Source organism: Bradyrhizobium sp. 1200_D9_N1_1 (assembly GCF_052075915.1).
In the GTDB taxonomy this organism is placed as follows: Bacteria; Pseudomonadota; Alphaproteobacteria; order Rhizobiales; family Xanthobacteraceae; genus Bradyrhizobium; species Bradyrhizobium diazoefficiens.
Map to the genome: position 1 here is coordinate 3,345,687 of NZ_CP197226.1, position 25,131 is coordinate 3,370,817.

21 protein-coding genes are annotated in these 25,131 nt (G+C 64.7%); 11 read left to right on the forward strand and 10 right to left on the reverse strand.

What is annotated here, in order from left to right; all coding sequences use genetic code 11:
- Positions 1-47: 47 nt before the first annotated feature.
- The 4 genes from AB5K84_RS16040 to AB5K84_RS16055 all read right to left on the reverse strand — a co-directional run bounded on the left by AB5K84_RS16040 (position 48) and on the right by AB5K84_RS16055 (position 4,349).
- On the reverse strand, positions 48-887 hold the full coding sequence (locus AB5K84_RS16040) for an ABC transporter ATP-binding protein (protein ID WP_110116693.1): 840 nt from the start codon (positions 885-887) through the stop codon (positions 48-50).
- 161 nt (positions 888-1,048) lie between these two features.
- Positions 1,049-2,332 (reverse strand): ABC transporter substrate-binding protein, encoded by a 1,284-nt coding sequence (locus AB5K84_RS16045; RefSeq protein WP_441232542.1) that lies wholly within the window; start codon positions 2,330-2,332, stop codon positions 1,049-1,051.
- Between the two features lie 46 nt (positions 2,333-2,378).
- The gene (locus tag AB5K84_RS16050) at positions 2,379-3,452 is read right to left on the reverse strand and encodes a branched-chain amino acid ABC transporter permease (protein ID WP_011088706.1); all 1,074 of its coding nucleotides are present in this window, start codon (positions 3,450-3,452) and stop codon (positions 2,379-2,381) included.
- A 3-nt stretch (positions 3,453-3,455) separates the two neighbouring features.
- Entirely contained in the window at positions 3,456-4,349 is an 894-nt protein-coding gene (locus tag AB5K84_RS16055) for a branched-chain amino acid ABC transporter permease (protein WP_011088705.1), read from the reverse strand.
- An 83-nt stretch (positions 4,350-4,432) separates the two neighbouring features.
- Between AB5K84_RS16055 and AB5K84_RS16060 the strand changes: the two genes are divergently transcribed.
- Entirely contained in the window at positions 4,433-4,798 is a 366-nt protein-coding gene (locus tag AB5K84_RS16060; protein WP_110117338.1) for an endonuclease domain-containing protein, read from the forward strand.
- A 68-nt stretch (positions 4,799-4,866) separates the two neighbouring features.
- Here the strand turns inward: AB5K84_RS16060 and AB5K84_RS16065 are convergent, their stop codons facing one another.
- Together AB5K84_RS16065 and AB5K84_RS16070 are read right to left on the reverse strand one after the other, a co-directional pair.
- Entirely contained in the window at positions 4,867-6,798 is a 1,932-nt protein-coding gene (locus AB5K84_RS16065; protein WP_110116691.1) for a long-chain fatty acid--CoA ligase, read from the reverse strand.
- Positions 6,795-7,616 (reverse strand): ABC transporter ATP-binding protein, encoded by an 822-nt coding sequence (locus AB5K84_RS16070; protein ID WP_011088703.1) that lies wholly within the window; start codon positions 7,614-7,616, stop codon positions 6,795-6,797. Before AB5K84_RS16070 ends, AB5K84_RS16065 begins: the two co-directional genes overlap by 4 nt.
- Positions 7,617-7,953: 337 nt before the next feature.
- Here AB5K84_RS16070 and AB5K84_RS16075 point away from each other — a divergent pair, with 337 nt between their 5' ends.
- On the forward strand, positions 7,954-8,628 hold the full coding sequence (locus tag AB5K84_RS16075) for a Crp/Fnr family transcriptional regulator (RefSeq protein WP_011088702.1): 675 nt from the start codon (positions 7,954-7,956) through the stop codon (positions 8,626-8,628).
- A gap of 9 nt (positions 8,629-8,637) precedes the next feature.
- Here the strand turns inward: AB5K84_RS16075 and AB5K84_RS16080 are convergent, their stop codons facing one another.
- Positions 8,638-9,888, reverse strand: coding sequence for an MFS transporter (locus AB5K84_RS16080; protein ID WP_110116690.1), 1,251 nt, complete (start codon positions 9,886-9,888; stop codon positions 8,638-8,640).
- Positions 9,889-10,392: 504 nt separating this feature from the next.
- On the opposite strand from AB5K84_RS16080, the gene AB5K84_RS16085 reads away from it, so the two are divergent.
- Both AB5K84_RS16085 and AB5K84_RS16090 read left to right on the forward strand, forming a co-directional pair.
- Positions 10,393-13,713 carry an adenylate/guanylate cyclase domain-containing protein gene (locus tag AB5K84_RS16085; protein WP_110116689.1) on the forward strand — a complete coding sequence of 1,107 codons (3,321 nt, stop codon included), beginning with the start codon at positions 10,393-10,395 and terminating at the stop codon, positions 13,711-13,713.
- A gap of 21 nt (positions 13,714-13,734) precedes the next feature.
- Entirely contained in the window at positions 13,735-14,415 is a 681-nt protein-coding gene (locus AB5K84_RS16090) for a redoxin domain-containing protein (protein WP_110116688.1), read from the forward strand.
- 17 nt (positions 14,416-14,432) lie between these two features.
- Here the strand turns inward: AB5K84_RS16090 and AB5K84_RS16095 are convergent, their stop codons facing one another.
- Positions 14,433-15,272: a uroporphyrinogen-III synthase gene (locus tag AB5K84_RS16095; RefSeq protein ID WP_011088697.1), complete on the reverse strand. Its 840-nt coding sequence runs from the start codon at positions 15,270-15,272 to the stop codon at positions 14,433-14,435.
- A 159-nt stretch (positions 15,273-15,431) separates the two neighbouring features.
- On the opposite strand from AB5K84_RS16095, the gene purU reads away from it, so the two are divergent.
- Positions 15,432-16,295: a formyltetrahydrofolate deformylase gene (purU, locus tag AB5K84_RS16100; RefSeq protein WP_110116687.1), complete on the forward strand. Its 864-nt coding sequence runs from the start codon at positions 15,432-15,434 to the stop codon at positions 16,293-16,295.
- A gap of 160 nt (positions 16,296-16,455) precedes the next feature.
- Here the strand turns inward: purU and AB5K84_RS16105 are convergent, their stop codons facing one another.
- Complete coding sequence (locus tag AB5K84_RS16105; protein WP_060908259.1) at positions 16,456-16,740, reverse strand: hypothetical protein; 285 nt, start codon at positions 16,738-16,740, stop codon at positions 16,456-16,458.
- A 528-nt stretch (positions 16,741-17,268) separates the two neighbouring features.
- On the opposite strand from AB5K84_RS16105, the gene AB5K84_RS16110 reads away from it, so the two are divergent.
- From AB5K84_RS16110 to AB5K84_RS16135, 6 genes are all read left to right on the forward strand, one after another.
- The gene (locus tag AB5K84_RS16110) at positions 17,269-18,447 is read left to right on the forward strand and encodes an ABC transporter substrate-binding protein (protein WP_011088694.1); all 1,179 of its coding nucleotides are present in this window, start codon (positions 17,269-17,271) and stop codon (positions 18,445-18,447) included.
- Between the two features lie 193 nt (positions 18,448-18,640).
- Positions 18,641-19,510: a branched-chain amino acid ABC transporter permease gene (locus AB5K84_RS16115; protein ID WP_110116685.1), complete on the forward strand. Its 870-nt coding sequence runs from the start codon at positions 18,641-18,643 to the stop codon at positions 19,508-19,510.
- An 8-nt stretch (positions 19,511-19,518) separates the two neighbouring features.
- Complete coding sequence (locus AB5K84_RS16120) at positions 19,519-20,547, forward strand: branched-chain amino acid ABC transporter permease (RefSeq protein ID WP_110116684.1); 1,029 nt, start codon at positions 19,519-19,521, stop codon at positions 20,545-20,547.
- Positions 20,544-21,299: an ABC transporter ATP-binding protein gene (locus tag AB5K84_RS16125; protein WP_110116683.1), complete on the forward strand. Its 756-nt coding sequence runs from the start codon at positions 20,544-20,546 to the stop codon at positions 21,297-21,299. The genes AB5K84_RS16120 and AB5K84_RS16125 overlap by 4 nt, the downstream gene beginning before the upstream one ends.
- Positions 21,292-22,008: an ABC transporter ATP-binding protein gene (locus tag AB5K84_RS16130; RefSeq protein WP_110116682.1), complete on the forward strand. Its 717-nt coding sequence runs from the start codon at positions 21,292-21,294 to the stop codon at positions 22,006-22,008. Before AB5K84_RS16125 ends, AB5K84_RS16130 begins: the two co-directional genes overlap by 8 nt.
- Positions 22,009-22,029: 21 nt before the next feature.
- The gene (locus tag AB5K84_RS16135; RefSeq protein ID WP_304564259.1) at positions 22,030-23,148 is read left to right on the forward strand and encodes a cobalamin-independent methionine synthase II family protein; all 1,119 of its coding nucleotides are present in this window, start codon (positions 22,030-22,032) and stop codon (positions 23,146-23,148) included.
- Positions 23,149-23,273: 125 nt separating this feature from the next.
- On the opposite strand, the gene AB5K84_RS16140 is transcribed toward AB5K84_RS16135, so the two are convergent.
- Complete coding sequence (locus tag AB5K84_RS16140) at positions 23,274-24,992, reverse strand: caspase family protein (protein ID WP_110116680.1); 1,719 nt, start codon at positions 24,990-24,992, stop codon at positions 23,274-23,276.
- Positions 24,993-25,131 lie beyond the last annotated feature (139 nt).

Here is a 25,131-nt window from a genome sequence, read left to right on the forward strand (position 1 = left end):
TGAAGCGTTTTCTTCACGCGAACCGGTTTCCACTTCGCTTGAAAACGCTATAGCCACCGCTTGCGCCGCTTGAAGCTCTTGAGGTTCTTGAAGCTCTTGCGCTGGTCGCCGGCGCCGCCGAGATAGAATTCCTTGACGTCCTCGTTGTCGCGCAATTCGTCGGCGCTGCCGTCGAGCACGACCTTGCCCTGCTCCATGATGTAGCCGTGGCTCGCCACCGACAGCGCGGCGCGCGCGTTCTGCTCCACCAGGAGGATGGTGACGCCGAGGTCGCGGTTGATCTTCTGGATGATCGAGAACACCTCTTTCACCAGCAGCGGCGACAGGCCCATCGAGGGTTCATCCATCAGGATCATCTTCGGGCGGGCCATCAGCGCGCGGCCGATCGCGAGCATCTGCTGCTCGCCGCCGGAGAGATAGCCGGCGAGACCGGTGCGCTCCTTCAGGCGCGGGAAGTAGCTGAAGACCATGTCGAGGTCGGCATCGACCTCGCGGTCCCGTCGCGTGAACGCGCCCAGCCTGAGGTTCTCCAGCGAGGTCATGTCGGCGACGATGCGCCGTCCCTCCATCACCTGGAAGATGCCGCGGCGGACGATCTTGTCGGGGTCGATGCCGTTGATCCGCTCGCCTTCGAACAGGATTTCGCCACGCGTGACCTCGCCGTCCTCGGTCTTGAGTAGCCCCGAGATCGCCTTCAGTGTCGTCGACTTGCCGGCGCCGTTGGCGCCCAGCAGCGCCACGATCGCTCCCTTGGGCACCTCTAAGCTGAGGCCGCGCAGCACCAGGATGACGTCGTCATAGACGACCTCGATGTTGCGCACGGCGAGGAGGGGAGGCGCGGGCACGATGCTGGGGGAGAGACGAACGGCTTCTGCGGTTTCGGTCATGCTTTGTTACTCCGCTGTCGTCGCCCGGCTTGACCGGGCGACCCAGTATTCCAGAGACACCGAAGCATTACTGAGAAGCCGCGGCGTACTGGATCCCCCGCTCCAGTGCGCGTTGCGCACAAGGCGGGGGATGACCGTTGTGTGTGGGGGAACAGCGAGGCTCACCAGCCCAGCAGTTCCGGTTTGCGCGGCAGCTCGACGGTCTTGACCTTCTCGAGCTTGATCGTGCCCTTGGCCATGAGATCGTTGAGGTCGCCGTCGGTCGCGCCCGAGATCTTGGTGCGATAGAGATCGACCTTCAGGGTGCCGCGATGGTCCTTGTCGGTCCAGGTCGAGGGATTGCAGACGCCTTCCATTCCGGCGGGCACCCAATCCTTCTTCTGATAGAAGCCCTTGGCGACGTTCTCACCGGTGGCGCCGCCGTTCTTGGCAGCCCAATCGAGCGCCTCCCTCATGTAGAGCGCCGAGCAGACCGCCGCGACGTAATGCACGGGCCGGTAGACCTTGCCGGTGGGGTCGGATATCTTGGAGATCTCCATCACCGTCTTCATGCCGGGCGCATCGCCGCCCCAGCTCACCGCGGTGCGCAGCGGGAAGATCACGCCGTTGGCGGCGTCTCCGGCGGTCTTGGCGGCGTTCTCGTCCATGCCCCAGACATTGCCGAGGAACTGAATCTCGACGCCGGCGGTCTTGCAAGCCTTCAGGACGGAGATGTTGGAAGCCGCGGTGTTGCCGAGATAGGCGTAGTTGGCACCGGAGGATTTCAGGCTCAGGCACTGCGCGCTGTAGTCACCCGGTGTGAGCGCGAACACCAGCGGCGGCAGCACCTCGAAGCCGAGCTCCTGCGCCATGGCTTCGCCTGCGGCCTTCGGCGCGTTCGGATAAGGATGGTTGGCGCCCATGTGCACGAATTTCGGCTTGCCGGGCTTGCCCTTGGCCTTCCAGTCCTCGGCCGCCCACATCAGCATCGCGCGCAGCGAGTCCGAATAGCTTGGGCCGTAGAAGAAATTGTAAGGAGCGGGTTTGGCCTTGCCGCTGACGCCTTCGGGATCGGTCAGCGCGGCGGCATAGGAGCCGGAGAGATCGGGGATCTTGTCCTGGGCGAGGAAGCCGGTCAGCGCCTCGGTGTCGGCGGTGCCCCAGCCCATGATCGCTGCGACCTTGCTGTCCGGAGCCGACCATTTCTTGTAGAGCGCGATCGCGCGCGGCACCTGGTAGCCGTAGTCGTTGGTGTCGACGTTGAGCTGCTTGCCGCCGACGCCGCCGTTCTTGTTGACCCAGGCGAAGGTGTCGGCGACCGCCTGGCCGTAGGGCGTGCCGACGTCGGAGGTGCCGCCGGAATAGTCGGCAAGATGCCCGATCGCGATCTGCGCCTGCGCGCTCGCCGAGAATGCGGCGATCACCAGCGCGAGCGATGCAGTGCTCAAAAGGGATTTTGTCTTCATTGGTTGCCTCCTCCTGTTTATTCGTTGGTTAGTAAGTTGCCCGTTCTCAATGCGAGAACGGGTAGAGTTTCCAGTACGCCTTGATCTGCCGCCAGCGATGCGCGAGCCCGTCAGGCTCGAACATCAGGAACGCGATGATGATCACCCCGATCGCGATCTCGCGCAGGAAGGTGATGTTGTTGTTGAGCGACAGCGCCTTGTCGATCGCGCCGCCCTTCAAATAGATGCTGAGGAATTCCATCGACTCCGGCAGCAGCACCACGAAGGCGGTACCCATCAGCGTGCCCATGATAGAGCCGGTGCCGCCGATGATGATCATCGCTAGGAACAGGATCGAGCGCTCGATGCCGAAACCTTCCTGGGAGACCACGAGCTGGTAGTGCGCATAGAGCGCGCCGGCGATGCCGGCGAAGAAGGCGGCGAGGCCGAACGACAGCGTGCGGTATTTGGTGAGGTTGATGCCCATGATCTCCGCGGAGAGATAATGGTCGCGGATCGCCACCAGCGCGCGGCCGTCGCGCGTGCGCATCAGATTGGTGACGAGGATGTAGCTCGCCAGCACATAGGCCAGCACGACGTAGAAGTACTGCTTGTCGCCGCGCAACGTGAAGCCAAAGATCGAGAACGGATTGGCGCTGGCCGGCACCGAGCCGCCGGTGAACCATTCGGCGCGCGAGAAGAAGTCGAGCAGGATATATTGCGCGGCGAGCGTCGCGATGACGAGGTAAAGGCCCTTCAGCCGCGCCGCCGGAATGCCGAAGACCAGCCCGACCAGCGCGGTGACGACGCCTGCGAGCGGAATCGCGAAAAACACCGGGATCGGCGCATTGTTGGAGATGTAGGCCGAGGTGAAGGCACCGAGCAGGAAGAAGGCGGCATGCCCGATCGAGATCTGGCCGGTGAAGCCGACCAGGATGTTCAACCCGAGCGCCGCGATCGAGAAGATGCCGATCTGGATCAGAATGCTGAGCCAGTAGCCGCCAAGGAATTGCGGCACGAGGCAGAGCAGCAGCACGCCTACGATCGCAAAATTGCGGCTGGTCGCCGTCGGGAAGATCGTGGTGTCGGCCGCATAGGAGGTGCGGAAATCACCAGCAGGGATGAGGGCAGGGCCGGCCATGGATCAGATCCGCTCGATGTCGTGGGTGCCGAACAAGCCGTAGGGCTTGATCATCAGCACGATGATGAGGACGTAGAACGGTGCGATCTCGTAGAGATTGCCCCAGTGCAGATACTCGCTGTCGACATATTGCGCGACGTTCTCGAGCAAGCCGATGATGATGCCGCCGAGCACGGCGCCGCCGACGGAATCGAGCCCGCCGAGGATCGCCGCCGGAAACACCTTGATGCCGTAGGCGGCGAGGCCCGAGGACACCCCGTTCACCACGGCGACCACCACACCGGCGACCGCTGACACCGTTGCCGAGATCGCCCAGGCCATCGCGAACACGCTTTTCACGGAAATGCCGAGCGACTGCGCGACCTGCTGGTTGAACGCGGTGGCGCGCATCGCAAGGCCGTATTTGGATGCGCGGAAGAACCAGGCCATGCCGATCATCATGGCGACCGAGACCACCAGGCTCATGACATAGACGGTCTGGATCTGAAGCCCGAACAAGCTGACGGACTGGCTCTCGAACACGCGCGGGAACGGCTGCGGGTTGACGCCGAACATCCATTTCAGCGTGGCCTGGAGCACCGTCGAGAGGCCGATCGTCACCATGATCACCGAGATGATGGGCTCGCCGATCATCGGCCGCAGGATCAGGACCTGGATGGCGATGCCGAACACGAACATGAACACCAGCGTCATCGGCATGCCGATCCAGAACGGCACCTGGTATTTCGCAAGCAGGGCCCAGCACACCCAGGCGCCGACCAGCAGCAGCTCGCCTTGCGCGAAATTGACGACCTGCGTCGCCTTGTAGATCAGCACGAATGACATTGCGACCACGCCATAGAGCGTGCCGACCACGAGGCCGTTAACCAGGAGCTGGATGAGGAAGGCGGTGTTCATGTTATATGCTGTCCTTCGCCTCTCCCCGCTTGCGGGGAGAGGCCGACGCGCGGAACGCGCGGCGGGTGAGGGGGAGTCTCCGCATGCGCGGTGCTGATGAGTCCAAGACAGAGCGCGCCAGAAGTCTGCGAGCCGCTTCGACGGACGCGGAGGGTACGCTCTGGTATCGCCTGCGCGCCCGCAGGCTGAATGGCTACAAGTTCATCCGGCAAGAGCCGATCGGCCCGTACACCGTAGACTTCATTTGCCGCGAAGCCCGCCTGATCATTGAGGTGGATGGTGGGCAGCATGCAGACAACCCGCGTGACGCCGTTCGCGACAAATGGCTTGCCGACCGCAACTATCGGATCTTGCGCTTCTGGAACAACGATGTGTCCCGCAACCTGGCAGGCGTCCTTGAGATGATTGTCACCGCCCTCGCGGAGGCTCCCCCTCACCCGGATCGCTGACGCGCTCCGGCCTCTCCCCGCAAGCGGGGAGAGGCGAAGGGCAGCGGCGCGCCGAGTAACCGACTGCATCACTCCGCCGCCTCCGCCAATTGCCCGGGTCGGCCCAGATCCACCACCCGCAGCGCGGTGCGCACCCTCTGCGTGGTGCCGTCCTGGAAGCGGATCACGGTGTCGACGGGGATGACGGCATCGCCGCGGTAGATCGCGTCGATGATGCCGGCGTATTTCTCGTTGATGACGCTGCGCCGCACTTTTCGCGTGCGGGTGAGTTCGCCGTCATCGGCATCGAGCTCCTTGTAGAGCAGCAGGAAGCGCGAGATGCGTTGCGCCGGCGGCAGCGTGGCGTTGACGGTCTCGACCTCCTTCTGGAGCAGCGTGTAAACCTCGGGCCGCGAGGCGAGGTCGCTGTAGGTCGTGAAGGAGAGGCGGTTCTTCTCCGCCCATTTCGAGATGATGGAGTAGCGGATGCAGATCATCGCCGCGAGCGCGTCGCGGCCCGCGCCGAGCACCACGGCTTCGGCGATATAGGGCGAGAACTTCAGCTTGTTCTCGATGAATTGCGGCGAGAAGCGCTCGCCGCGCGAGGTCTCGGCGAGATCCTTGATGCGGTCGATGACGACGAGCTGCCGGTTGGAGTTGAAATAGCCGGCATCGCCCGACAGCATCCAGCCGTCCTTGATGTCGGCAACGCTTGCCTCCGGGTTCTTGTAATAGCCGAGGAACATGTTGGGATGCCGCACCACGATCTCGCCGACGCCGTGGACGTCGGCATTGTCGATGCGAATCTCGACGCTGTCGGCCATCGGCACGCCCGTCGTGTCAGGATCGACCTTGCCCTCGGGATGCAGCGTATAGGCCCCCAACAGTTCGGTCTGGCCGTAGAGCGTGCGCAGCGGCACGCCCATCGCCTGGAAGAACTTGAAGGTATCGGGCCCGAGCGCCGCGCCGCCCGTCGCAGCCGAGCGCAGGCGGGTGAAGCCGAGCCGGTCGCGCAGCGCGCGAAACAGGATGGCGTCGGCAAAACCCGAGCGCTTGCCGTCGGCAAGCGCGGCCAGGCCCGACTTCATCCCGATATCGAACAGGCGCTGCTTGAAGGGCGTGGCGTCCATCACCTTGGCGCGGACGTCGGCGGCGATGGATTCCCAGACGCGCGGGGCGAACAGCACGAAGGTCGGCGCGATCTCGCGCAGATCGTTCATCATCGTGTCGGGCTCTTCGACGAAGTTGATCTTCATCCGGCACAAGAGGCCTTTGCCGAGCACATAGACTTGCTCCATGATCCACGGCAGCGGCAGCACCGAGACGTATTCGTCGTCGGGTCCCTTCGGATCGAAGGTGAGATAGGTCGCGCAATGGCCGAGCACGCGGCCGGCGGCGAGCATTGCGAGTTTTGGATGCGAGGTGGTGCCTGACGTGGTGCAGAGGATCGCGACATCCTCGCCCTTGGTCGCGTCGACGAGCTTGTCGTAAAGCCCAGGCTCGCGCGCAGCGCGGGCGCGGCCGAGTTCGGCGAATTTCTCTGCCGACAGCAGCCTGGGATCGTCATATTTCCGCATCCCGCGCGGGTCGGAATAGACGATGTGCTTCAGCCGCGGCACGCGGTCGGCAAGGGTGAGCAGCTTGTCGACCTGCTCCTCATCCTCGGCGAAGACCAGCTGCGCCTCGCCGTAATTGAGGAGATAGGAGGCCTCTTCGTCCAGTACGTCGCGGTAGAGCCCGAGGCTCAGGCCGCCGATCGCGTGGGTGGCGATTTCCGCGGCGACCCAGTCCGGCCGGTTGTCGCCGATGATGCCGATGACGTCGTTGTGGCCAAGGCCGAGCTCGACGAGGCCGAGCGCGAAATCGCGCACGCGCGTCTGGTAATCGTTCCAGGTGAAGACACGCCACAGCCCGAGATCCTTTTCGCGCAGCGCAATCTCGTTGCCATGCTCCCTGGCGTTGAGCCGGAGCATTTTGGGATAGGTATCGGCCTGCGCGACGCGGCCTGCATAATCCATCATGCCGCGCTCTCCTGCGCCGGCGGCGCATCGTCCGGATCGACCAGCACCTCGTCCTCCTCGCCGAGATAGGCGCGCCTGACGTGGGGATCGGCGAGCACCGCACCCGGATCGCCCTCGGCGATCTTGCGGCCGAAATCCAGCACCATGACGCGGTGGGAGATGTCCATCACCACGCCCATGTCGTGCTCGATCATCACCACCGTCATCCCGAATTCCTCGTTGAGATCGACGATGTAGCGGGCCATGTCCTCCTTCTCCTCGAAGTTCATGCCTGCCATCGGCTCGTCGAGGAGGATGAGGCGCGGCTCCAGCGCCATGGCGCGGGCGAGCTCGACGCGCTTGCGCAGGCCATAGGAGAGGGTGCCGGCTTGCGCTTTCCGCACCGACTGGAGGTCGAGGAAGTCGATGATCTCCTCGACCTTGCGGCGATGCGCGAGCTCTTCCTTGCGCGCGCCGGTGAGCCAGTAGAGCGAGCCCGTGAGGAAATTGTTCTTCAACAGGTGATGGCGGCCGACCATGATGTTGTCGAGCACGCTCATGTGGTGGAACAGGGCTAGGTTCTGGAAGGTGCGGCCGATGCCGAGTGAGGCGCGGGCGTTCGGCGTCAGGCCGGTGATGTCGCGGCCCTGATAGAACAGCTGGCCCTCGGTCGGCTTGTAGCGGCCGGAAATACAGTTCACGATCGAGGTCTTGCCGGCCCCGTTGGGGCCGATGATCGAGAATAGCTCGCCCTCCTTGATGGCGAAGCCGACATCGGTCAGCGCACGGACGCCGCCGAACCGCAAAGACACGCCGCGCACTTCAAGACTGGTAGCCACCAAACAAGTCCCTCCCCGGTGATGGCGCTTTCTGTGGCGCTCTTCGTCGGTTCCTGTCGGGCGATCCTAGTACGGTCGTGCCGGCCAGACCATGCAGCTATTGGTCTCGACCGGACCCGCGAGGCTCTCGCTCCCGTTAGGGATCAAAAGCCGCATCGCCCGAGGTGGCCCTCAATAGGGGAAAGCGCTATTTTGAAATGTCTCCGGCCTGACAATTCTGCGACAAAGTTTTTCAGGCGAGGCGGCCTTTATCTTTCGTCGGATGGCGGTCGATGCGGTCGTGTTGCAGTGCAACAGAAGGGCGGAGTGACGAAACGGTGCGGCTGGCTTCGGGATCATGATTTCAGAGGATCAACTGAAGCGCATCGCCGCTTGGTCGCGCGAGCTCACGCAAGCGGAGATCGAGGTCGCTCGCGCCGGAATCACGGAGCGGTCCTACGGCATCGGCGAGGCTGTGTTCATGCGCGGCGACACGTTCGGCTATTGGGCCGGCATGGTTTTTGGCCTTGCCCGGATGGGCGGGGTGTCGCGCGACGGCAAGGAGGCGAGCCTTGCCGGGCTGACTGCGGGGGCCTGGTTCGGCGAGGGCAGCGTGCTCAAGAACGAGCCGCGCCGCTACGACGTGGTCGCGCTGCGCAACAGCCGTGTCGCGCTGATGGAGCGCAGCGCCTTCATGTGGCTGTTCGAGAACAGCGTCGGCTTCAACCGCTTCCTGGTCCGCCAGCTCAACGAGCGGCTCGGCCAGTTCATCGGCATGCTCGAGGTCAACCGTACGCTCGATGCGACCTCGCGCCTCGCGCGCGGCATCGCCTCGCTGTTCAACCCGATCCTCTATCCGGAATCGACCGCGCATCTGGAGATCACCCAGGAGGAGATCGGGGCGCTCTCCGGCATGTCCCGCCAGAACGCCAATCGCGCGCTGAACCGGCTGGAGAAGGAGGGCCTGCTGCGACTCGAATATGGCGGCGTCACCATCCTCGATATCGAGCGGCTGCGCGGGTACGGGGACTAGGGCGCCCCGTCATCGCGCATTGGCGGGGGCGTGCAGGGGCCAGAGATCGGCGCGCCAGCGCACCGCGATCGCCGCCATCGCGATGAACCCCGAGAGGGCATAGAGCGAGCCCGTCGCGGAGTAGCCGATGAGGTCGATCAGGCTGCCGGCCGCGAGCAATCCGAGCGGCAAGCCGTAGATCACCATCATGCGGACGCCCATGACACGGCCGCGCAGATGCGCGCTCGCCGTGCGCATCAGGATCACGGCGGCCGATATCATCGACATGCTCTGGGCGATGCCGGCGAGAGCGAGGCAGGCCATGGCGACGGGCATGGTCCTGATTTCGACGAACACCAGCAGCATGGCGTACCAGGCCAGCGTCGCGCCGATCAGAAGCCGGGCAATGCGCAGGCCGCCGACCAGGCTGAGCGTGATGGAGCCGATCAGCGAGCCGACGGCGAAGCTGGCCGAGAGATAGCCGAGCCCGGTCTGGTCGGTGTGAAAGATTTCGCGCGCGATGTAGGGCAGCAATCCGCCCGTGAAGGGAAATGCGGTGAGATTGGCGAGGAAGGCGACACACAGCGCGGCGCCCATTCCGGGGCCATTCCAGGCGTAGACAATCCCTTCCTTCAGCTCGTCGAGCAGTTTTGAAACGGCGCGGCTGTTCGCCGGCAGGTCCATCGTGGCAACGGTCCTTTCCGGTCGGGTCAGGCAGGACATGAGAATCGCGGCCACGAGGTAGAGGCTGGCGACTGCCGCATACACCAACCCAATGCCGAGCACGGCGAAGAGGCCGGCGCCTGTCAGCGCTCCGGCAATGCGGGCGCTGTCCTGGGTCGTCCGTGACAGGCCGATCGCGCCCACCAACTGCTTGGCCGGCATGATGTCGGCGAGCAGCGCGCTGCGAATGCCGAGATCGGAGGAGCGGATCAGGCCCATGATTGCAACGATGATCATGACGTTGAGTGGCGCCAGACGGCCGGTCAGTGCCAGCACCATGATGGTCGAGGCGAGCGCCGTATAGGTGAGGCGCAGCACGACAAGGAGATCGCGATGACCCATGCGGTCGCCGATCATCCCGAGCACCGGTGCGACCAGCGTTCCCACATATTGCAGCGAGGCGAGAATGGTCAGCAGCAGCACCGATCCGGTCTCGACCAGGATGTACCAGCCGAGCACCAGCGTTTCGATCTCGAAGGCCCAGGAGGTGAGCAGGTCGGACGGCCACTGGAAGCGATAGTTGCGGATGCGGAATGGCGCGAGCGCGGATGTGCTCAAGATGCAATGACGGGTTTCACGGCGATTCCCTGCCCTTATTCTTGTTCTTTCTAATCCGGCAACGTAGCGCTGACACTGCTCGTGTCAATCAGCGCTGCCGCATACCAACCCGCTCGAACGCCACAAGGTTTGCCGCGCGGCTTCTGGGGGCGCTGTTTCTCGTGAGCGTCGTCGTGTCGCCTTCCCAGGCGGGTCCGCAGGACATGCTCGCCTTGATGCAGCGCACTACGTCGCTCGCGAAGGAGACCGCTATGGCGAGGCGGTGTGGCTTGCGCGAAAGCTCGTCGGAGAGGCCGAGATAAGTGCGGGCGACGATCGCCGGGGGTGTCTATCCTCAGCACCGAAAGACGGTCCGGTTGCGGGGAGGGGTGAGGCCGCGCGCGCGGCCGTTAACCGACCACCGCTTGCTCTTCCCGTGCGACGAGCCCATGCTTGCCCGGTTCCTGGGCCCGTCCGGCAGGTCCAGGAGATTGCACCATCGCGGCTTCCGCGAGGTCTTGACCCATGAACTGCTCTTGCTGTGGTTTAGAGGTCCAGAGCGGCTTTGCCTTCTGCCCGAAGTGCGGCACGAAGCAGCCGAACGTGTGCCCTGGCTGCGGCTTTCCATGCGCGCCGGATTTCGCCTATTGCCCGAAATGCGGCGCCTTCGTCTCTGAGACCCCCACAGGCGGGCAGGCATCGGCGCGGACGAGCCCGACGACGTTCCCGATCCGGTCCTCCTCTCCGCCGCTCGCGCCGGCGGAGGAGGCTCAAGCCGCATTTCGACCTCAGTTGGACAAGATCGACAGCGAGGCGAACCGCCGCACCATCACCGTGCTGTTTGCCGACCTCAGCGGCTTCACTGCGATGAGCGAGCGGCTCGACCCCGAGGTCATGCAGACGCTTCAAAACGGGTTGTTCGAGGAGTTGACGGCCGCGGTGCAAAGCTTCGGCGGCTTCGTGGACAAATTCATCGGCGATGCGCTGCTTGCTCTGTTTGGTGCGCCAGCGGCGCACGAGGACGACCCAGAGCGGGCGGTGCGCGCTGCTCTCGACATGATCGACCGGACGGCGCGCCTCAGCGAACGCGCGAAGGCGTATGCAGGTTCACCGCTGCTGCTCCATGTCGGCATCAACACCGGGCACGTCGTCGCGGGCGGGCTCGGTGCGGGCGTTGCCAAATCCTATTCGGTGACCGGCGACACGGTGAATACCGCCCAGCGACTACAATCGATGGCGGCTCCGGGCGAGGTGCTGGTCGGGCCGTTGACCCACCGTCTGACGCGGCATGCGTTCTCCTATGACTCGCTTGGCGAGGTCTCGCTCAAGGGCAAGATGGGCAGCGTACTGGTCCACCGTCTGAAGGAGCCGCTCGACACGCCCCGTGCGGCGCGAGGTCTCGACACGCTGGGCCTCAATGCGCCGTTGATCGGGCGCGACGCCGAGCTTGCGCGCATGATCGGCAGCCTTGATCTCGCGTGCGGCGGCGCGGCTCAACTGGTGCGGCTGGTCGGTGAGGCCGGCATCGGGAAGACGCGCCTGGTCAGGGAGTTCGTCGCCCGCATGCGCGATCAGGATCGATTCGCAGGCGTGGCGATCCGGCAGGCGGCGTGCTCGCCGCTCGGCGAACAGTCCTACGGCACACTCGCCGCCGTGCTGCGCAGCGCCTATGGCATCGCGCAGAAGGCGGGCGCCACCGAGGCGGAGGCGAAGGTCGCCGAAGCGCTGTCGGAGCTTGGCCTCGCGACTGACGAGGCCGACCGCCTGATGCCCCTCTATCTGCACGTACTCGGCCTCGGCGACCCCAACGCCGTGCTCAGGCATGTCGAGCCCGAACAGCTCCGCCGCCAGATATTCTTCGCGATCCGCACCGTCTTCGAACGCCGCCTGGCACTGTCGCCACTGCTGATCATCGTCGAGGATCTGCATTGGGCCGATGCGGTGTCGCTTGAAGCGTTGCGCTTCCTGATGGACCGACTGGAGCGGACGCGGCTGATGCTGTTGTTTACGCATCGGCCGATGCTGGAACTGGACCAGTTCGGTTCGAGCAGGATCAGTCACGCAACCCTCCGGCTGCCCCCGCTTGGGGACGCCGACGGACAAAGGCTGCTCGCGGCCTATTTCAGTCACGGTTGGCGTGAACCACCGGGACGTCTGTTCAGTCGAATCCTCGATCGCGCCGGCGGCAATCCGCTTTTCCTCGAGGAGATCATACGCGGCCTGATCGAAGCCGGCACCCTGGAGCGCGACGGCGTGCAGTGGCGGATGACGTCGGATGAAGCCGCCGCCGATATTCCGGCAAGCATTCAGGCGTTGTTGCTGGCGCGTCTCGACCGGTTGCCGCATCAGGTGCGCCGCCTGGCACAGGAGGCCGCAGTGATCGGCCCGCGTTTTGATGCGGCTGCTCTCGGTGCGGCGGCAACCGAGCCGGCAAGGGTCGAAGCAGGGCTCGAACTTCTGTGCGACGCGGAAATCGTCGAGGAGATCGCGGGCTCGAATTCGATTTCGCTGCGGACCTACCGCTTCACGCAAACCATGCTTCAGGACGTGATCTATCAAAACCTGCTTCTGCAGCGCCGGATCGAGCTTCATGGACGGATTGGTGGGGCGCTCGAGAGGCTGTATGGCCATGAGCCCGAGCGCCTCGAAGATCTCATACTGCTCGGACATCACTTCAGTCTGAGCGCGAGCAAGCCGAAAGGCGCGCGCTATCTGCGCGCGGCAGGCGATCGCGCACGCGCCAGCTATGCCAATGACGATGCCATCCGTCTCTACCAGCAGGCCCTCGCCGTGCTGTTGGCCGGCGGCGAACGGGAGCCGGAACGTCTGGTCCTATACGAGCGGATCGCGGACCTCTGTGGCGCGGCTGGCCGCCGGAATACGGCCGAGGAGCACTATCAGAGCGCGTTGGAGGGGCACCGCGCCCTACAGGACCGGATCAGCGAAGCGCGAATTCTTCGCAAGCTTGGCCGATTGCTGTGGGACGCCGGCAAGCGGATCAAGGCAGAGACGCGTTACGCCGAGGCGGCCAACCTGCTTGGAGGGATCGACGCGCCCATCGAGTGGGCGCATCTCTTGCAGGAGCGCGGCCGTCTCGCGTTTCGGACGGGCGATCACGTGGCCGCCGCAAGATGGGCAGACGAGGCGCTCGGCTATGCACGGTCCGTACCGGCGGACGCGGACAAGCAGGGAGGGCTCGAGGCGGCACGTGCCATTGCGGAGGCCCTCAACACCAAGGGGGTTGCGCTGGCGCGGCTTGGACGACACGAGGAGGCGGTGCGCGAGGTGGAGCAGAGTGTTGCAGCCGCCGAAACAGCCGGCCTCCTCAACGTAGCCTGCCGCGGCTACACCAATCTCGGTGTGCTCTACACGATTGTCGACCCGGCGAAAGCCGTGGAGGTCTGCCGGCGTGGACTCGATGTCGCGCGTCGGATCGGGGATCTCGGCTTCCAGGCGCGTCTTCTTGCCAATTTTGCCGTTGCCTGTTGCACCTTCACGGACAGATGTACCGAAGAAGGGGTGCCGGCTGCCGAAAAGGCGATCGAAATCGACCGCGCGCTCGATCAGCGCGAGCATCTCGCCGTGCCCTTGATCGTGCTCGGGCAAATCCATCAATGCCATTTCCGCCCCGATCTGGCCGCCCTCTGCTACAACGAGGCAATCGAGGTGGCGAACGAAACCGGCGAACCGCAGCAGCTTTTTCCATGCTATGATGGTCTCGCCACGCTGAGCCTTGATCGAGGCCACATGCCCGAGGCCGACCGATATTTCGCGCTGGCCCATGATGTCTGCGCCCGCCACGGGCTTGATCCCGCCGGGCTGATCGTACTGCCGTTTCTCGACTAGGTCATATGAAGGAGTTCAACCATGTCAGAACTTCATGTCGACGGACCGCTTCAACCGGGCGATCGCGCACCGAACGTCGTGCTGGACGCCATCACCCGCGATGGAACGATCGCGCTCCAGGATTTTCGCGGGCATAGCCCGATATTGATCGGCTTGTTTCGAGGGCTGCACTGCCCGTTCTGTCGGCGCCATATCGCGGCACAGGCGCAACTTGGCGCAGCGCTGCGCGACAAGGGCGTCGAAAGTCTCACGGTCGTGAACACGCCCATCGAACGCGCGCGGCTCTACTTCCGCTATCATCCCTTGCCCAATCTGCTCGCCGCGTCCGACCCCGAGCGGGTCTCGCACCGCGCGTTCGGCCTGCCCAATCTCGAGTTTACGGACCACGAGACCGAGTGGCCGCGCAAGGTGGGTATGGACGTCGTCATGAGCATGCAGGTCGATATGCCCGGCGAAACGCCGGGGCCGATGAATCGGCTGGCGGCTGCCGAATACCTCAACAACAAGGACGGCTACGAGATGATGGAGGCCGATCAGCGCATGGCGGCAACCGGCCAGGGCCAGCTGTTCGGCCAGTTCCTGCTCGATCGCGAGGGGATCGTGCGCTGGACCTTTACCGAGGTTCCTGAAGGCGGCCAGCGCATGTTCGGGGCTCCGAGCCCCCAGGAGTTGATGTCGGCCGCCTCGCAGGTGGCAAGCTAGGCATCGTCGCCTGGTGATTAACCCGCCACCTTCGGCCGTTTCTCGGCGAGCGCTGCGGCCATCGCCGAAATCAGCGGCCGCATGAAATACGCATCTTCCGCCGGTGCGATGTCCGTGCGCAGGCCATGCGCGGCGAGCTCCCCCGACACCGCAGGGCCCACCGACGCAATCAGCGTCCGCTCCAACCCTGCGCGCAACTTCGCTTCGCTGCCATGTGCCTTTGCGGCTTCGATCAGGCGGCGGACCTGGCCGAGATTGGTCAGCGCGATGGAATCGATCCGTCCCTCCGCCATGTCGTCGATGGCGGCGACGATGTTGGCATCCGCCGCCTTTGAATCGTAGACATAGGGCAGCACGGTATCGACCTCGGCGCCTTGCGCCGAGAGTGCGCCGGTCAGGGTGCTGTGGTCCTTGTCCGGATAAAGCTGGAGGCCGAGGCGCCGCCCCTTCAGGTCGAGCTTGCCCAGCATCTCGATCACGCCCTCGGTGGTCGGCTTCTCCGTGGTCTGCTGCGCCTCGAGCGAGATCTCGCGCAGCGCCTTGCCGGGCTTCGGCCCGCGGGTGAATTTTCGCGATTTGGCGAGGGCCGCGACCAGAGCCTGGTCGAGACCACGGGTCCGCGCGAGCTTCATGATCCGCCGCAGGCCTTCGCCGGTCATCAGCACGAGATCGTCGAAGGGCCTGTCGATGGCGCGGCGGATCCAGGCCTCGACCGGGGCTGGGTCCGGCGCATCGTGGATGGTGAACATCGGGCACTGCACGACATCGGCGCCTTGCTCGGCGAGGAGCTTTGAGAACTGCGCCTCCTCGCGCGTTTCCAGGATCAGGATGCGGTAGCCGTTCAAGCGGTCGGCCATGGGCGTGCTCCAGTACAAATCGCAATGGTCCGTTCATCCTGACTCTGCACTTTACGTAGAAGCAAGTCTTGGGATTGGCGCAAGGGCGGGGTCGGTGATAGAGCAGGGCGCAAATCGCGAGTTGTTCCGCATCATTTGCCCAAACCTTCATCAAGAGCCATGCCCGATCACCAATATGTCCTGACCCTGTCCTGTCCGGATCGCCCCGGCATCGTCTCGGCGGTGTCGACCTTCCTGGCCCATAACGGACAGAACATTCTCGACGCCCAGCAGTTCGACGACGTCGAGACCAAGAAGTTCTTCATGCGGGTGGTGTTCACCGCGGCCGATCTCGCCGTGGAGCTTACCGCGCTCCAGACCGGCTTTGCCGCGATCGCGGAGCGCTTCGGCATGGAGTGGCAGATGCGCGACCGCGCCGCGCATCGCAAGGTGATGTTGCTGGTGTCGAAGTCCGACCATTGCCTGGTCGACATCCTCTATCGCTGGCGCACCGGCGAATTGCCGATGGTCCCGACCGCGATCGTCTCCAACCATCCGCGCGAGGTCTATGCCGGGCTCGATTTCGGCGGCATCCCGTTCCATCATCTGCCTGTGACCAAGGAGAGCAAGCGCGAGCAGGAGACGCAGATCCTCGATCTCGTCGCCAAGACCGGAACTGATCTCGTCGTGCTCGCGCGCTACATGCAGATCCTGTCGGACGATCTGTCGGCCAAACTGTCGGGGCGCTGCATCAACATCCACCACTCGTTCCTGCCCGGCTTCAAGGGCGCAAAACCCTATCACCAGGCCCATGAGCGCGGCGTGAAGCTGATCGGCGCCACCGCGCATTACGTCACGCGCGATCTCGACGAGGGCCCGATCATCGACCAGGACGTCGAGCGCATCAGCCACCGCGACACGCCCGAAGATCTCGTCCGCAAGGGCCGCGACATCGAGCGCCGCGTGCTGGCGCGCGCGATCCGCTACCATCTCGACGACCGCGTCATCCCCAACGGCCGCAAGACCGTGGTGTTTATGGATTGATGTTGTTTCACCTCTCCCCGCTTGCGGGGAGAGGTCGGATTGCATCGACGATGCAATCCGGGTGAGGGGGACTCTCCGCGACTCCAACTGTCACCGTCCCCGTGGAGACTCCCCCTCACCCCAACCCTCTCCCCGCAAGCGGGCGAGGGAGCGCACCGACCTAGCGCACCGCGCCGCTCGACGGAGTGCCCGTCGCGCCCTTCTGCGCCTGCTCTTCCTTCTCGCGATCGGCCGCCGGCAGCAGCCGCTTGCGCTCGCGCTCCTTCATGTAGGCGTCGTATTGCGGCGTGCCTGCCCGCGGCGGGGCGTCGGCCGGTAGGCCGCCGGCCCATTGCGGGACGTAATCGCCGACGCCGGCCGACAGCTTCTCATTGACCGTGCCGCAGCCGGACAGCCCCACGGCAAGCGCGAGGAGGGGCAGGAGGGAGCGGAAAGGCTTGGGCATTGTGGGGGCGCGCTGGTTCGGTCTGGTTGGACGCCGGGTCAGGCTGGCGCCGCGAGAGTAGCCTTCAACAAGGTAAAATAGACTTATTCGAGGTAGGTAATCAGTTACCGGGTTGGAGCCGGCGCGAGGCCCCGGATGTACCAATTCTGCAAAAGAAAGACGAAATCTTCCATCCACGCGGCCCGTCGCGTTTCTAGACTGCGGCGCCGGCCTCGCGACAACGTGGCTTGGCCCGGCGAGGGGGCTTTTTCGTTGACAGGTCCATTTTATTTGTACAATCGTACAAATAAAAGCAGCCAAGGTCGGGGCGTTCGGGTCACCTCGACGTAACCGCGACATCACTCCCCGCCGTCGGAAATCGGGACGCTCGGCTTGCGCCGAATGGTCGCCAAACGTCCGATTGACAAGGGGGGCGCCAAGGACGCCATGTGGCGCGCGATAAGGCTCGCGCGTGAGCTAGAGTGAGGCAAGGACCGGGCACTCGGTTCGCCGCACAAGAGGTCAGGAATCAAGGGGAGGGACACTCTGATGTTCGAACGCAAACAACTTTCTTGGGCAGCCGCGGTGGCCGCCGTCGCAGGCTTTGTGGCCGTCGCGCCGGCCAGGGCCGAGGACACCGTCAAGGTCGGCCTGATCCTGCCGATGACCGGCGGCCAGGCCTCGACCGGCAAGCAGATCGAGAACGCGATCAAGCTCTACATGCAGCAGAAGGGCGACACCGTCGCTGGCAAGAAGATCGAGATCATCCTCAAGGACGACGCCGCGATTCCCGACAAGACCAAGACCGCTGCGCAAGAGCTGATCGTCAACGACAAGGTCAATTTCATCGCCGGCTTCGGCGTGACGCCGGCAGCCCTCGCCGCCGCGCCGCTGGCAACGCAGGCCAAGATTCCGGAAGTCGTGATGGCGGCCGGCACCTCCATCATCACCGAGCGCTCGCCCTACATCGTGCGCACCAGCTTCACCCTGGCGCAGTCCTCGACCATCATCGCCGACTGGGCGGTGAAGAACGGCATCAAGAAGGTGGCGACGCTGACCTCGGACTACGCGCCGGGCAACGACGCGCTGAACTTCTTCAAGCAGAATTTCACCGCCGGCGGCGGTGAGGTGGTCGAAGAGGTCAAGACGCCGCTCGCGAATCCCGATTTCGCGCCGTTCCTTCAGCGCATGAAGGACGCCAAGCCCGACGCAATCTTCGTGTTCGTGCCGGCCGGTCAGGGCGGCAACTTCATGAAGCAGTATGCCGAGCGTGGCCTCGACAAGGCCGGCATCAAGGTGATCGGACCGGGCGACGTCACCGACGACGATCTCCTCAACAACATGGGCGATGCCGTGCTCGGCACGGTCACCGCGCACCTTTATTCGGCGGCGCATCCGTCCGCGATGAACAAGGATTTTGTCGCGGCCTACAAGAAGGCCTTCGGCACTCGTCCGGGCTTCATGGCGGTGAGCGGCTATGACGGCATCCACCTCATCTACGAGGCGCTGAAGAAGACCGGTGGCGACACCGACGGCACCAAGCTGGTCGAGGCGATGAAGGGCCAGAAGTGGGAGAGCCCGCGCGGCCCGATCTCGATCGACCCCGAGACGCGCGACATCGTGCAGAACATCTACATCCGCAAGGTCGAGAAGGTCGACGGCGAGCTCTACAACGTCGAGTTCGCGACCTTCGAAGCCGTCAAGGACCTCGGCAAGACCAAGAAGTGACGCGCGAAAGCGCGTCATCCCGGGGCGCGCATTGGCGCGAGCCCGGGATCTCGCGCCCCGCTCTCGTCATGCCCGGGCTTGACCGGTGCATCCACGCGAGAGCCGAAACAGGAACGTGGATGGCCGGGACATTTGTTTGAAGACGCACTTCGTGCTTTTGCCCGGCCATGACCGATAACACCAAGCTGAGACGATGACCTCTATCCTCACCAACCTGTTCGATGGCGTTGCCTACGGCATGCTGCTGTTCGTGCTCGCTTGCGGGCTCGCGGTCACGCTCGGCCTGATGAACTTCGTCAACCTCGCTCACGGCGCCTTCGCCATGACCGGCGGCTATGTCTGCATGGTGCTGGTCAACCGGATGGGCTGGCCGTTCTTCGCCGCGCTGCCGCTCGCTTTCGTCTCGTCGGCGGCGATCGGCATCGTGCTCGAGCGTACGCTCTACCGCCATCTCTATACGCGCAGCCATCTCGACCAGGTGCTGTTCACCATCGGCCTGACCTTCATGTCGGTCGCGGCGGTCGACTACATCCAGGGCTCGTCGCGGGTCTTCATCAACCTGCCGGCCGCGCTCCAGGGCCAGTTCGACCTGTTCGGCGTCGGCATCGGCCGCTACCGGCTGATGATCATCGTGATCTGCGGCCTGCTCACCATCGCGCTCCAGATGGTGCTGGCCAAGACCCGTTTCGGCAGCCGGCTGCGCGCCGCCGTTGACGATCCGCGCGCCGCCAGCGGCCTCGGCATCAACGTGCCGCAGGTGTTCGCTTTCACGTTTGCATTCGGTTGCGGGCTCGCCGGCCTCGGTGGCGCGCTCAGCGCCGAGATCCTCGGCCTCGACCCGTATTTCCCGCTGAAGTTCATGATCTACTTCCTGATCGTGGTCACCGTCGGCGGCTCGTCCTCGATCACCGGCCCGTTCCTGGCCTCGCTCCTGCTCGGCATCGGCGACGTCGCCGGCAAGTACTACGTGCCGAAGATGGGCCCCTTCGTGATCTACACCATGATGATCGTGATCCTGATCTGGCGCCCGAACGGCCTGTTCGGCCGCGCGGCCGCGCGTTGAGTTTGCCGATGAGCGCTTCCTCCGACGTCGGTTATCACGCCCAGCGGCATGCGCGCTGGCACTATGGCGAAGTCGCGTTCTGGCTGATCGTGCTGGCCTGCGGCTTTGCATTTCCCACGCGCTATCTGATCATGACCGACATCCTGCGGCTGGCGCTGTTTGCGATGTCGCTCGATCTCATCCTCGGCTATGCCGGCATCGTCTCGCTCGGCCACGCCGCCTTCTTCGGCGTCGGTGCCTATGCGTCGGGGCTGCTTGCTCTTCACGGGATCATCAACGAGCCCGTGCTCGCGCTGATCGTGGCCGGCCTTGCCGCGATGGTGCTGGGCTTCGCCACCAGCTTCCTCGTGATCCGCGGCGTCGATCTCACCCGGCTGATGGTGACGCTCGGCATCGCGCTGCTGCTGGAGGCGCTCGCCGAGCGCTTCTCCAACATCACCGGCGGGACCGACGGCCTTCAGGGCATCGAGATGCAGCCGATCTTTGGCGAGATTCCGTTCGACATGTTCGGCAAGGCCGGCTTCTTCTATTCATTGGCCGTGCTGTTCGTGTTGTTCCTGTTCGCCCGCCGCGTCGTGCATTCGCCGTTCGGCCTGTCGCTGCGTGCGATCAAGAACAATCCGCTGCGGGCCGCGGCGATCGGCATCCCCGTCAACCGCCGCCTGATCGCGATCTATACGCTGGCGGCGTTCTATGCCGGCATCGCAGGCGCGCTGTTCACCCAGACCACCGCGATCGCCTCGCTCGACGTGTTCGCCTTCGAGCGCTCCGCCGACCTGATGCTGGTGCTCGTCATCGGCGGCACCGGCTATCTCTATGGCGGGCTGGTCGGCGCGGTGGTGTTCCGTATGCTCCAGGAATTGTTCTCCACCATCACCCCGCAATACTGGCAGTTCTGGATCGGCCTCGTGCTGGTCGTGATTGTGCTGGTCGGCCGCCAGCGCCTGCATCGCTGCGTGCTGTATGTGCCGAACCTGATCATCAAGCAGGTCGCGGGCCGTAAAGCGGTCGTCGCCGTGCCGGAGAGCGACGCATGACCATCGCGCTCGAAACCCAGAACCTCGAAAAGCAGTTCGGCGGCCTGCGCGTCACCCGCGATCTCTCGCTCAGAATCGAGCAGGGCGCCCGCCACGCGCTGATCGGCCCGAACGGCGCCGGCAAGACCACTGTCATCAACCAGCTCACCGGCGTGCTGAAGCCGAACTCCGGGCGCATCCTGCTGGAAGGCCAGGACATCACGGACGTGCCGGTGCACAAGCGCGTGCTGCGCGGCCTGTCGCGCACGTTCCAGATCAACCAGCTCTATCCCGACCTGACCCCGCTCGAGACCATCGGCCTTGCCGTCTCCGAGCGCCTCGGCCATGGCGGCGACTGGTGGCGGCGGATGGGCACGCGCAGCGAGGTCAATGGCGAGATCGCCGATCTCCTGACGCGCTTCCATCTTCTCGATGTGATGAACGAAGAGACCGTGACCCTGCCTTACGGCAAGCAGCGCCTGCTCGAGATCGCGGTCGCGATCGCGGCCAAGCCGCGCGTGCTGCTGCTCGACGAGCCCGCCGCCGGCGTGCCCGAGAGCGAGCGCCACGACATTCTCGCCGTGGTCGGCGCGTTGCCGCGCGACGTCACGGTGCTGCTGATCGAGCACGACATGGATCTGGTGTTCTCCTTCGCCGACCGGATTTCGGTTCTGGTCTCCGGCGCGCTGCTCACAGAAGGCCCGCCCGAGCAGGTTGCGCGCGACCCGCAGGTCAAGGCGGTCTATCTCGGCGAGGAGGCGGTCAATGTCTGACCTGCTCGAGATCGAAGCCTTGCGCGCGGGCTATGGCGAGGCGGTGGTGTTGCCGAAGATGTCCCTGCGCCTCGCCGAAGGGCAGGTGCTGGCGCTGCTCGGACGCAACGGCACCGGCAAGACCACGCTGATCAACTCCATCGTCGGCGTCACCCGCCGCTTCTCCGGCACCGTCGCGCTCGCCGGCACGGATGTCACCACACTCCGACCCGACCAGCGGGCGCGCGCTGGCATCGGCTGGGTGCCGCAGGAGCGCAATATCTTCCGCTCGCTCACGGTCGAGGAGAACATGACCGCGGTGGCCCAGCCCGGTCCCTGGACGGTCGAGAAGGTCTACGAGATGTTTCCGCGGCTGAAGGAGCGGCGGGGCAATTTTGGCAACCAGCTCTCCGGCGGCGAGCAGCAGATGCTGGCGATCGGCCGCGCGCTGACCCTCAACCCGAAGGTCCTGCTGCTGGACGAGCCGACCGAGGGCCTTGCCCCCATCATCGTCGAGGAGCTGTTGAAGGCGATCGGGGCCATCACCCGCGCCGGCGGCATCTGCTCGATCATCGTCGAGCAGAATGCGCAAAAGATTCTGGGGCTCGCCGACCGTGTTGTGATATTGGAACGCGGAACGATCGTCCACGACGCCCCGAGCGCCGCGCTGAAGGCCGACCCCTCGGTCCTGGAGCGCCACCTCGGAGTCGCAGGGGCGGCGGCCCACTAAAAAATCCTCGGGAGTTCAAGAATGCAGCGAACCAAAGCCCCCTTCCGTGCCGATGAGGTCGGCAGCCTCCTGCGCCCCGCCAAGATCAAGGAAGCCCGCGCCAGGCTTGAGAAGGGAGAGATCTCGGCCGACGATCTGCGCAAGATCGAGGACATGGAGATCGAGAAGGTCGTGCACAAGCAGGCCTCGGTCGGGCTGAAGCTTGCGACCGACGGCGAATTCCGCCGCTCCTGGTGGCATTTCGACTTTCTGGCCAAGCTCACCGGCTGCGAGCTGTTTCACCCCGACACCGGCATCCAGTTCGCCGGCGTGCAGACCCGTCACGATGCGGTCCGCGTGATCAGCAAGCTCGACTTCCCCGACGACCACCCGATGCTGGACCATTTCCGCTTCCTGAAGAAGTGCGCCGACCAGGCCCACGTCACCGCCAAGATGACGATCCCCTCGCCGGCGGTGCTGCACTTCCGCGGTGGCCGCAAGTCGATCTCCAAGGACGTCTATCCCGATCTCGATGCCTTCTACGAGGACCTCGGCAAGACCTATCGGAAGGCCGTGAACGCGTTCTATGACGCCGGCTGCCGCTATCTCCAGTTCGACGACACCGTGTGGGCCTATCTCTGCTCGCCGGACGAATTGCAGAAGGCGCGCGAGCGCGGCGACAATCCGGATGGTCTCCAGCAGATCTATGCGCGCATCATCAACTACGCGCTGGCCGAGAAGCCCGCCGACATGGTGGTGACGACACATGTCTGCCGCGGCAATTTCCGCTCGACCTGGATCTCCTCGGGCGGCTACGAGCCGGTGGCCGAGACCATGCTCGCCGGCACCAATTACGACGGCTACTTCCTGGAGTACGACAGCGACCGCGCCGGCGGTTTCGAGCCGCTGCGCTTCCTGCCCAAGGGCAACAAGGTCGTCGTGGTCGGCGTCATCACCTCGAAGTTCGGTGAGCTCGAGAAGAAGGACGACATCAAGCGCCGTCTGGAAGAGGCCGCCAAGTTCGCGCCGCTTGAGCAGCTCGCACTGTCCCCGCAATGCGGCTTCGCCTCGACCGAGGAAGGCAACATCCTCTCCGAGGAAGAGCAGTGGGCCAAGCTGAGCCTTGCGGTGGAGATCGCGAAGGAAGTGTGGGGCAACTGAGGCACAGCGTCATCCCGGGGCGCGCGTAGCGCGAACTATGGTGCGCGCTTGCGCACCTGAGGATCTCGAGATCCCGGGTCTGGTGCTTGCGCACCACCCCGGGATGACGACGCGCAAGCGCGTCGTCACTTCTCCGCCAGGTAAACCTCACCCAGCAGCGACGAGTTCGACCACGGCACCTGCTTGTTCTTCGTAGTCGACACCACTTCCGCCCGCACCCGCGTGAGCATCTGCTGCACCTCCAGCCCGGGCGTGCCGATGTGACGGGACAGCGCGGCGGAGAACGGCGAGTTGGCGCCGTCGCCGTCGAGCGCGACCTGGCCCGGTGCGGTGGCGAAAGCGATCAGCGTGCCGGCGCCGAGTGTCGCCCCGGCGCCGAGGCTCGTCGGAGCTGCGAGGCCCGAGGCGCCCTCGATGCCGCGATTGGCAGAGGCTGAAGCCACCTGCTGTGCCATCGGGTTGTTGCGGCAGGCATCGAAAATCAAAATGTTGGTGCGGACCTGATCGTCGAGGCCGGCCATGATCGTGTCCATGTCGATCATCGCCTCTGTCATGGCCGTGCCCGGCTTGAGTTCGACGTCGACGGGAATGAGATAGTTGCGGCCGTCCACCTGCACGCCATGGCCGGCATAGTAGACCACGGCGACTTGCGCCCGGGCCGCATCGCGCAGGAAGTCGCGCGTCATCTTCTGCATCGCTGCGCGGTCGAGGTCGACGCCCTCCGACACGGTGAAGCCGATGTCGCGCAGGCTCTTGGCGACAGCGCGGGCGTCGTTGGGTGGATTGGGCAGCGCCTTCACATGCGCATAGGCGCCGTTGCCGATAATCAGCGCCATGCGCGTGCCGCGCACGGCCGGAGCAGGCGAGGGCGCGGATGCCGCGCCGGTCTGCTGCGGGGCAGGGGCCGCTGTCGGCTGCGTCGTGGGCGAGGGCGCATCGCGCGGGATCGGCACAGCTGCATCGCTCACCAGCGACAGCCGCACTTTTGCGGTCGCCTGGTTGGCCTTGCTGCCGGCGTCCGACGCCACGATCGCCAGCGTCGCCTTGTAGTCGTCGCGTGCGCGGGCGTAGTCGCCTTTCGCTTCATAGGCCATCGCGCGATGGGTATAGCCCGAGATCAGCACGCTGTTCGGCGGCGTCATGATGTTGGCCGGCGGCTTTTCCTTGGCGAGCCGGATCGCCTCGCTGCCATCGGCGATGGCGCGATCGAGATCGCCCTTGGCGCGCCAGATCGAAGTACGGTTGATCAGCGGCTGCGGCAGCGTCGGGTCGAGCCGGATCGCTTGGTTGATGTCGGCGAGGGCGCCGTCGAGATCGCCGAGTGCTTCTTTCGAGATGCCGCGGTTCTGGAACGAGAACGCCGATTTCGGATCGGCTTTGATCGACATGTCGTAGTCGGCGATCGCCTTGGTGTAGTCGTGCTTGCCCCGCCAGGCGTTGCCGCGATTGTGGAAGATGATGCCGCTGGGAGGTCCGAGCTTCAGCGCATCGTCGAAATCGGCGATCGCGATGTCGTAGTCGCCCTTGTCGTAATAGGCCGAGCCCCTGAGGTTATAGACCGCCTGGCTCGGCTGCAGCCGGATCGCCTCCGTGGCATCAGTGATGACCTTGGCGTAGTCGCCCTTCTTGTTCCAGCCCACCGCGCGCCAGAAATAGACGGTCGCGAGCTGTTCGCCCTTGAACACCTTCAGCGCGATGATCTTGGTGCAGGCGTCGACCATCTTGTCCGCCGGGGTGGTCTCGGTGGTGCAGAGCGGCCCGAGCTGGTTGCGCGCCTGCGCCTGGGCCGACGTTGACCCCAGCACGACGGTGAGCAGGCAGAGCGCGACGAGCAGGCGGCGCATGGCGGTCGTCCCGTAAGAGGAGAAGTGCTTGTTTGTTGCCCGGCGGTACGCCGGGGTTCACGCTCCCGTCGTTGGACCTGGGGTAAAGCAAGCGAGGGTATTCCCCCGGTGGGCAGACTTTGCTAAGAGGTGGGACCCA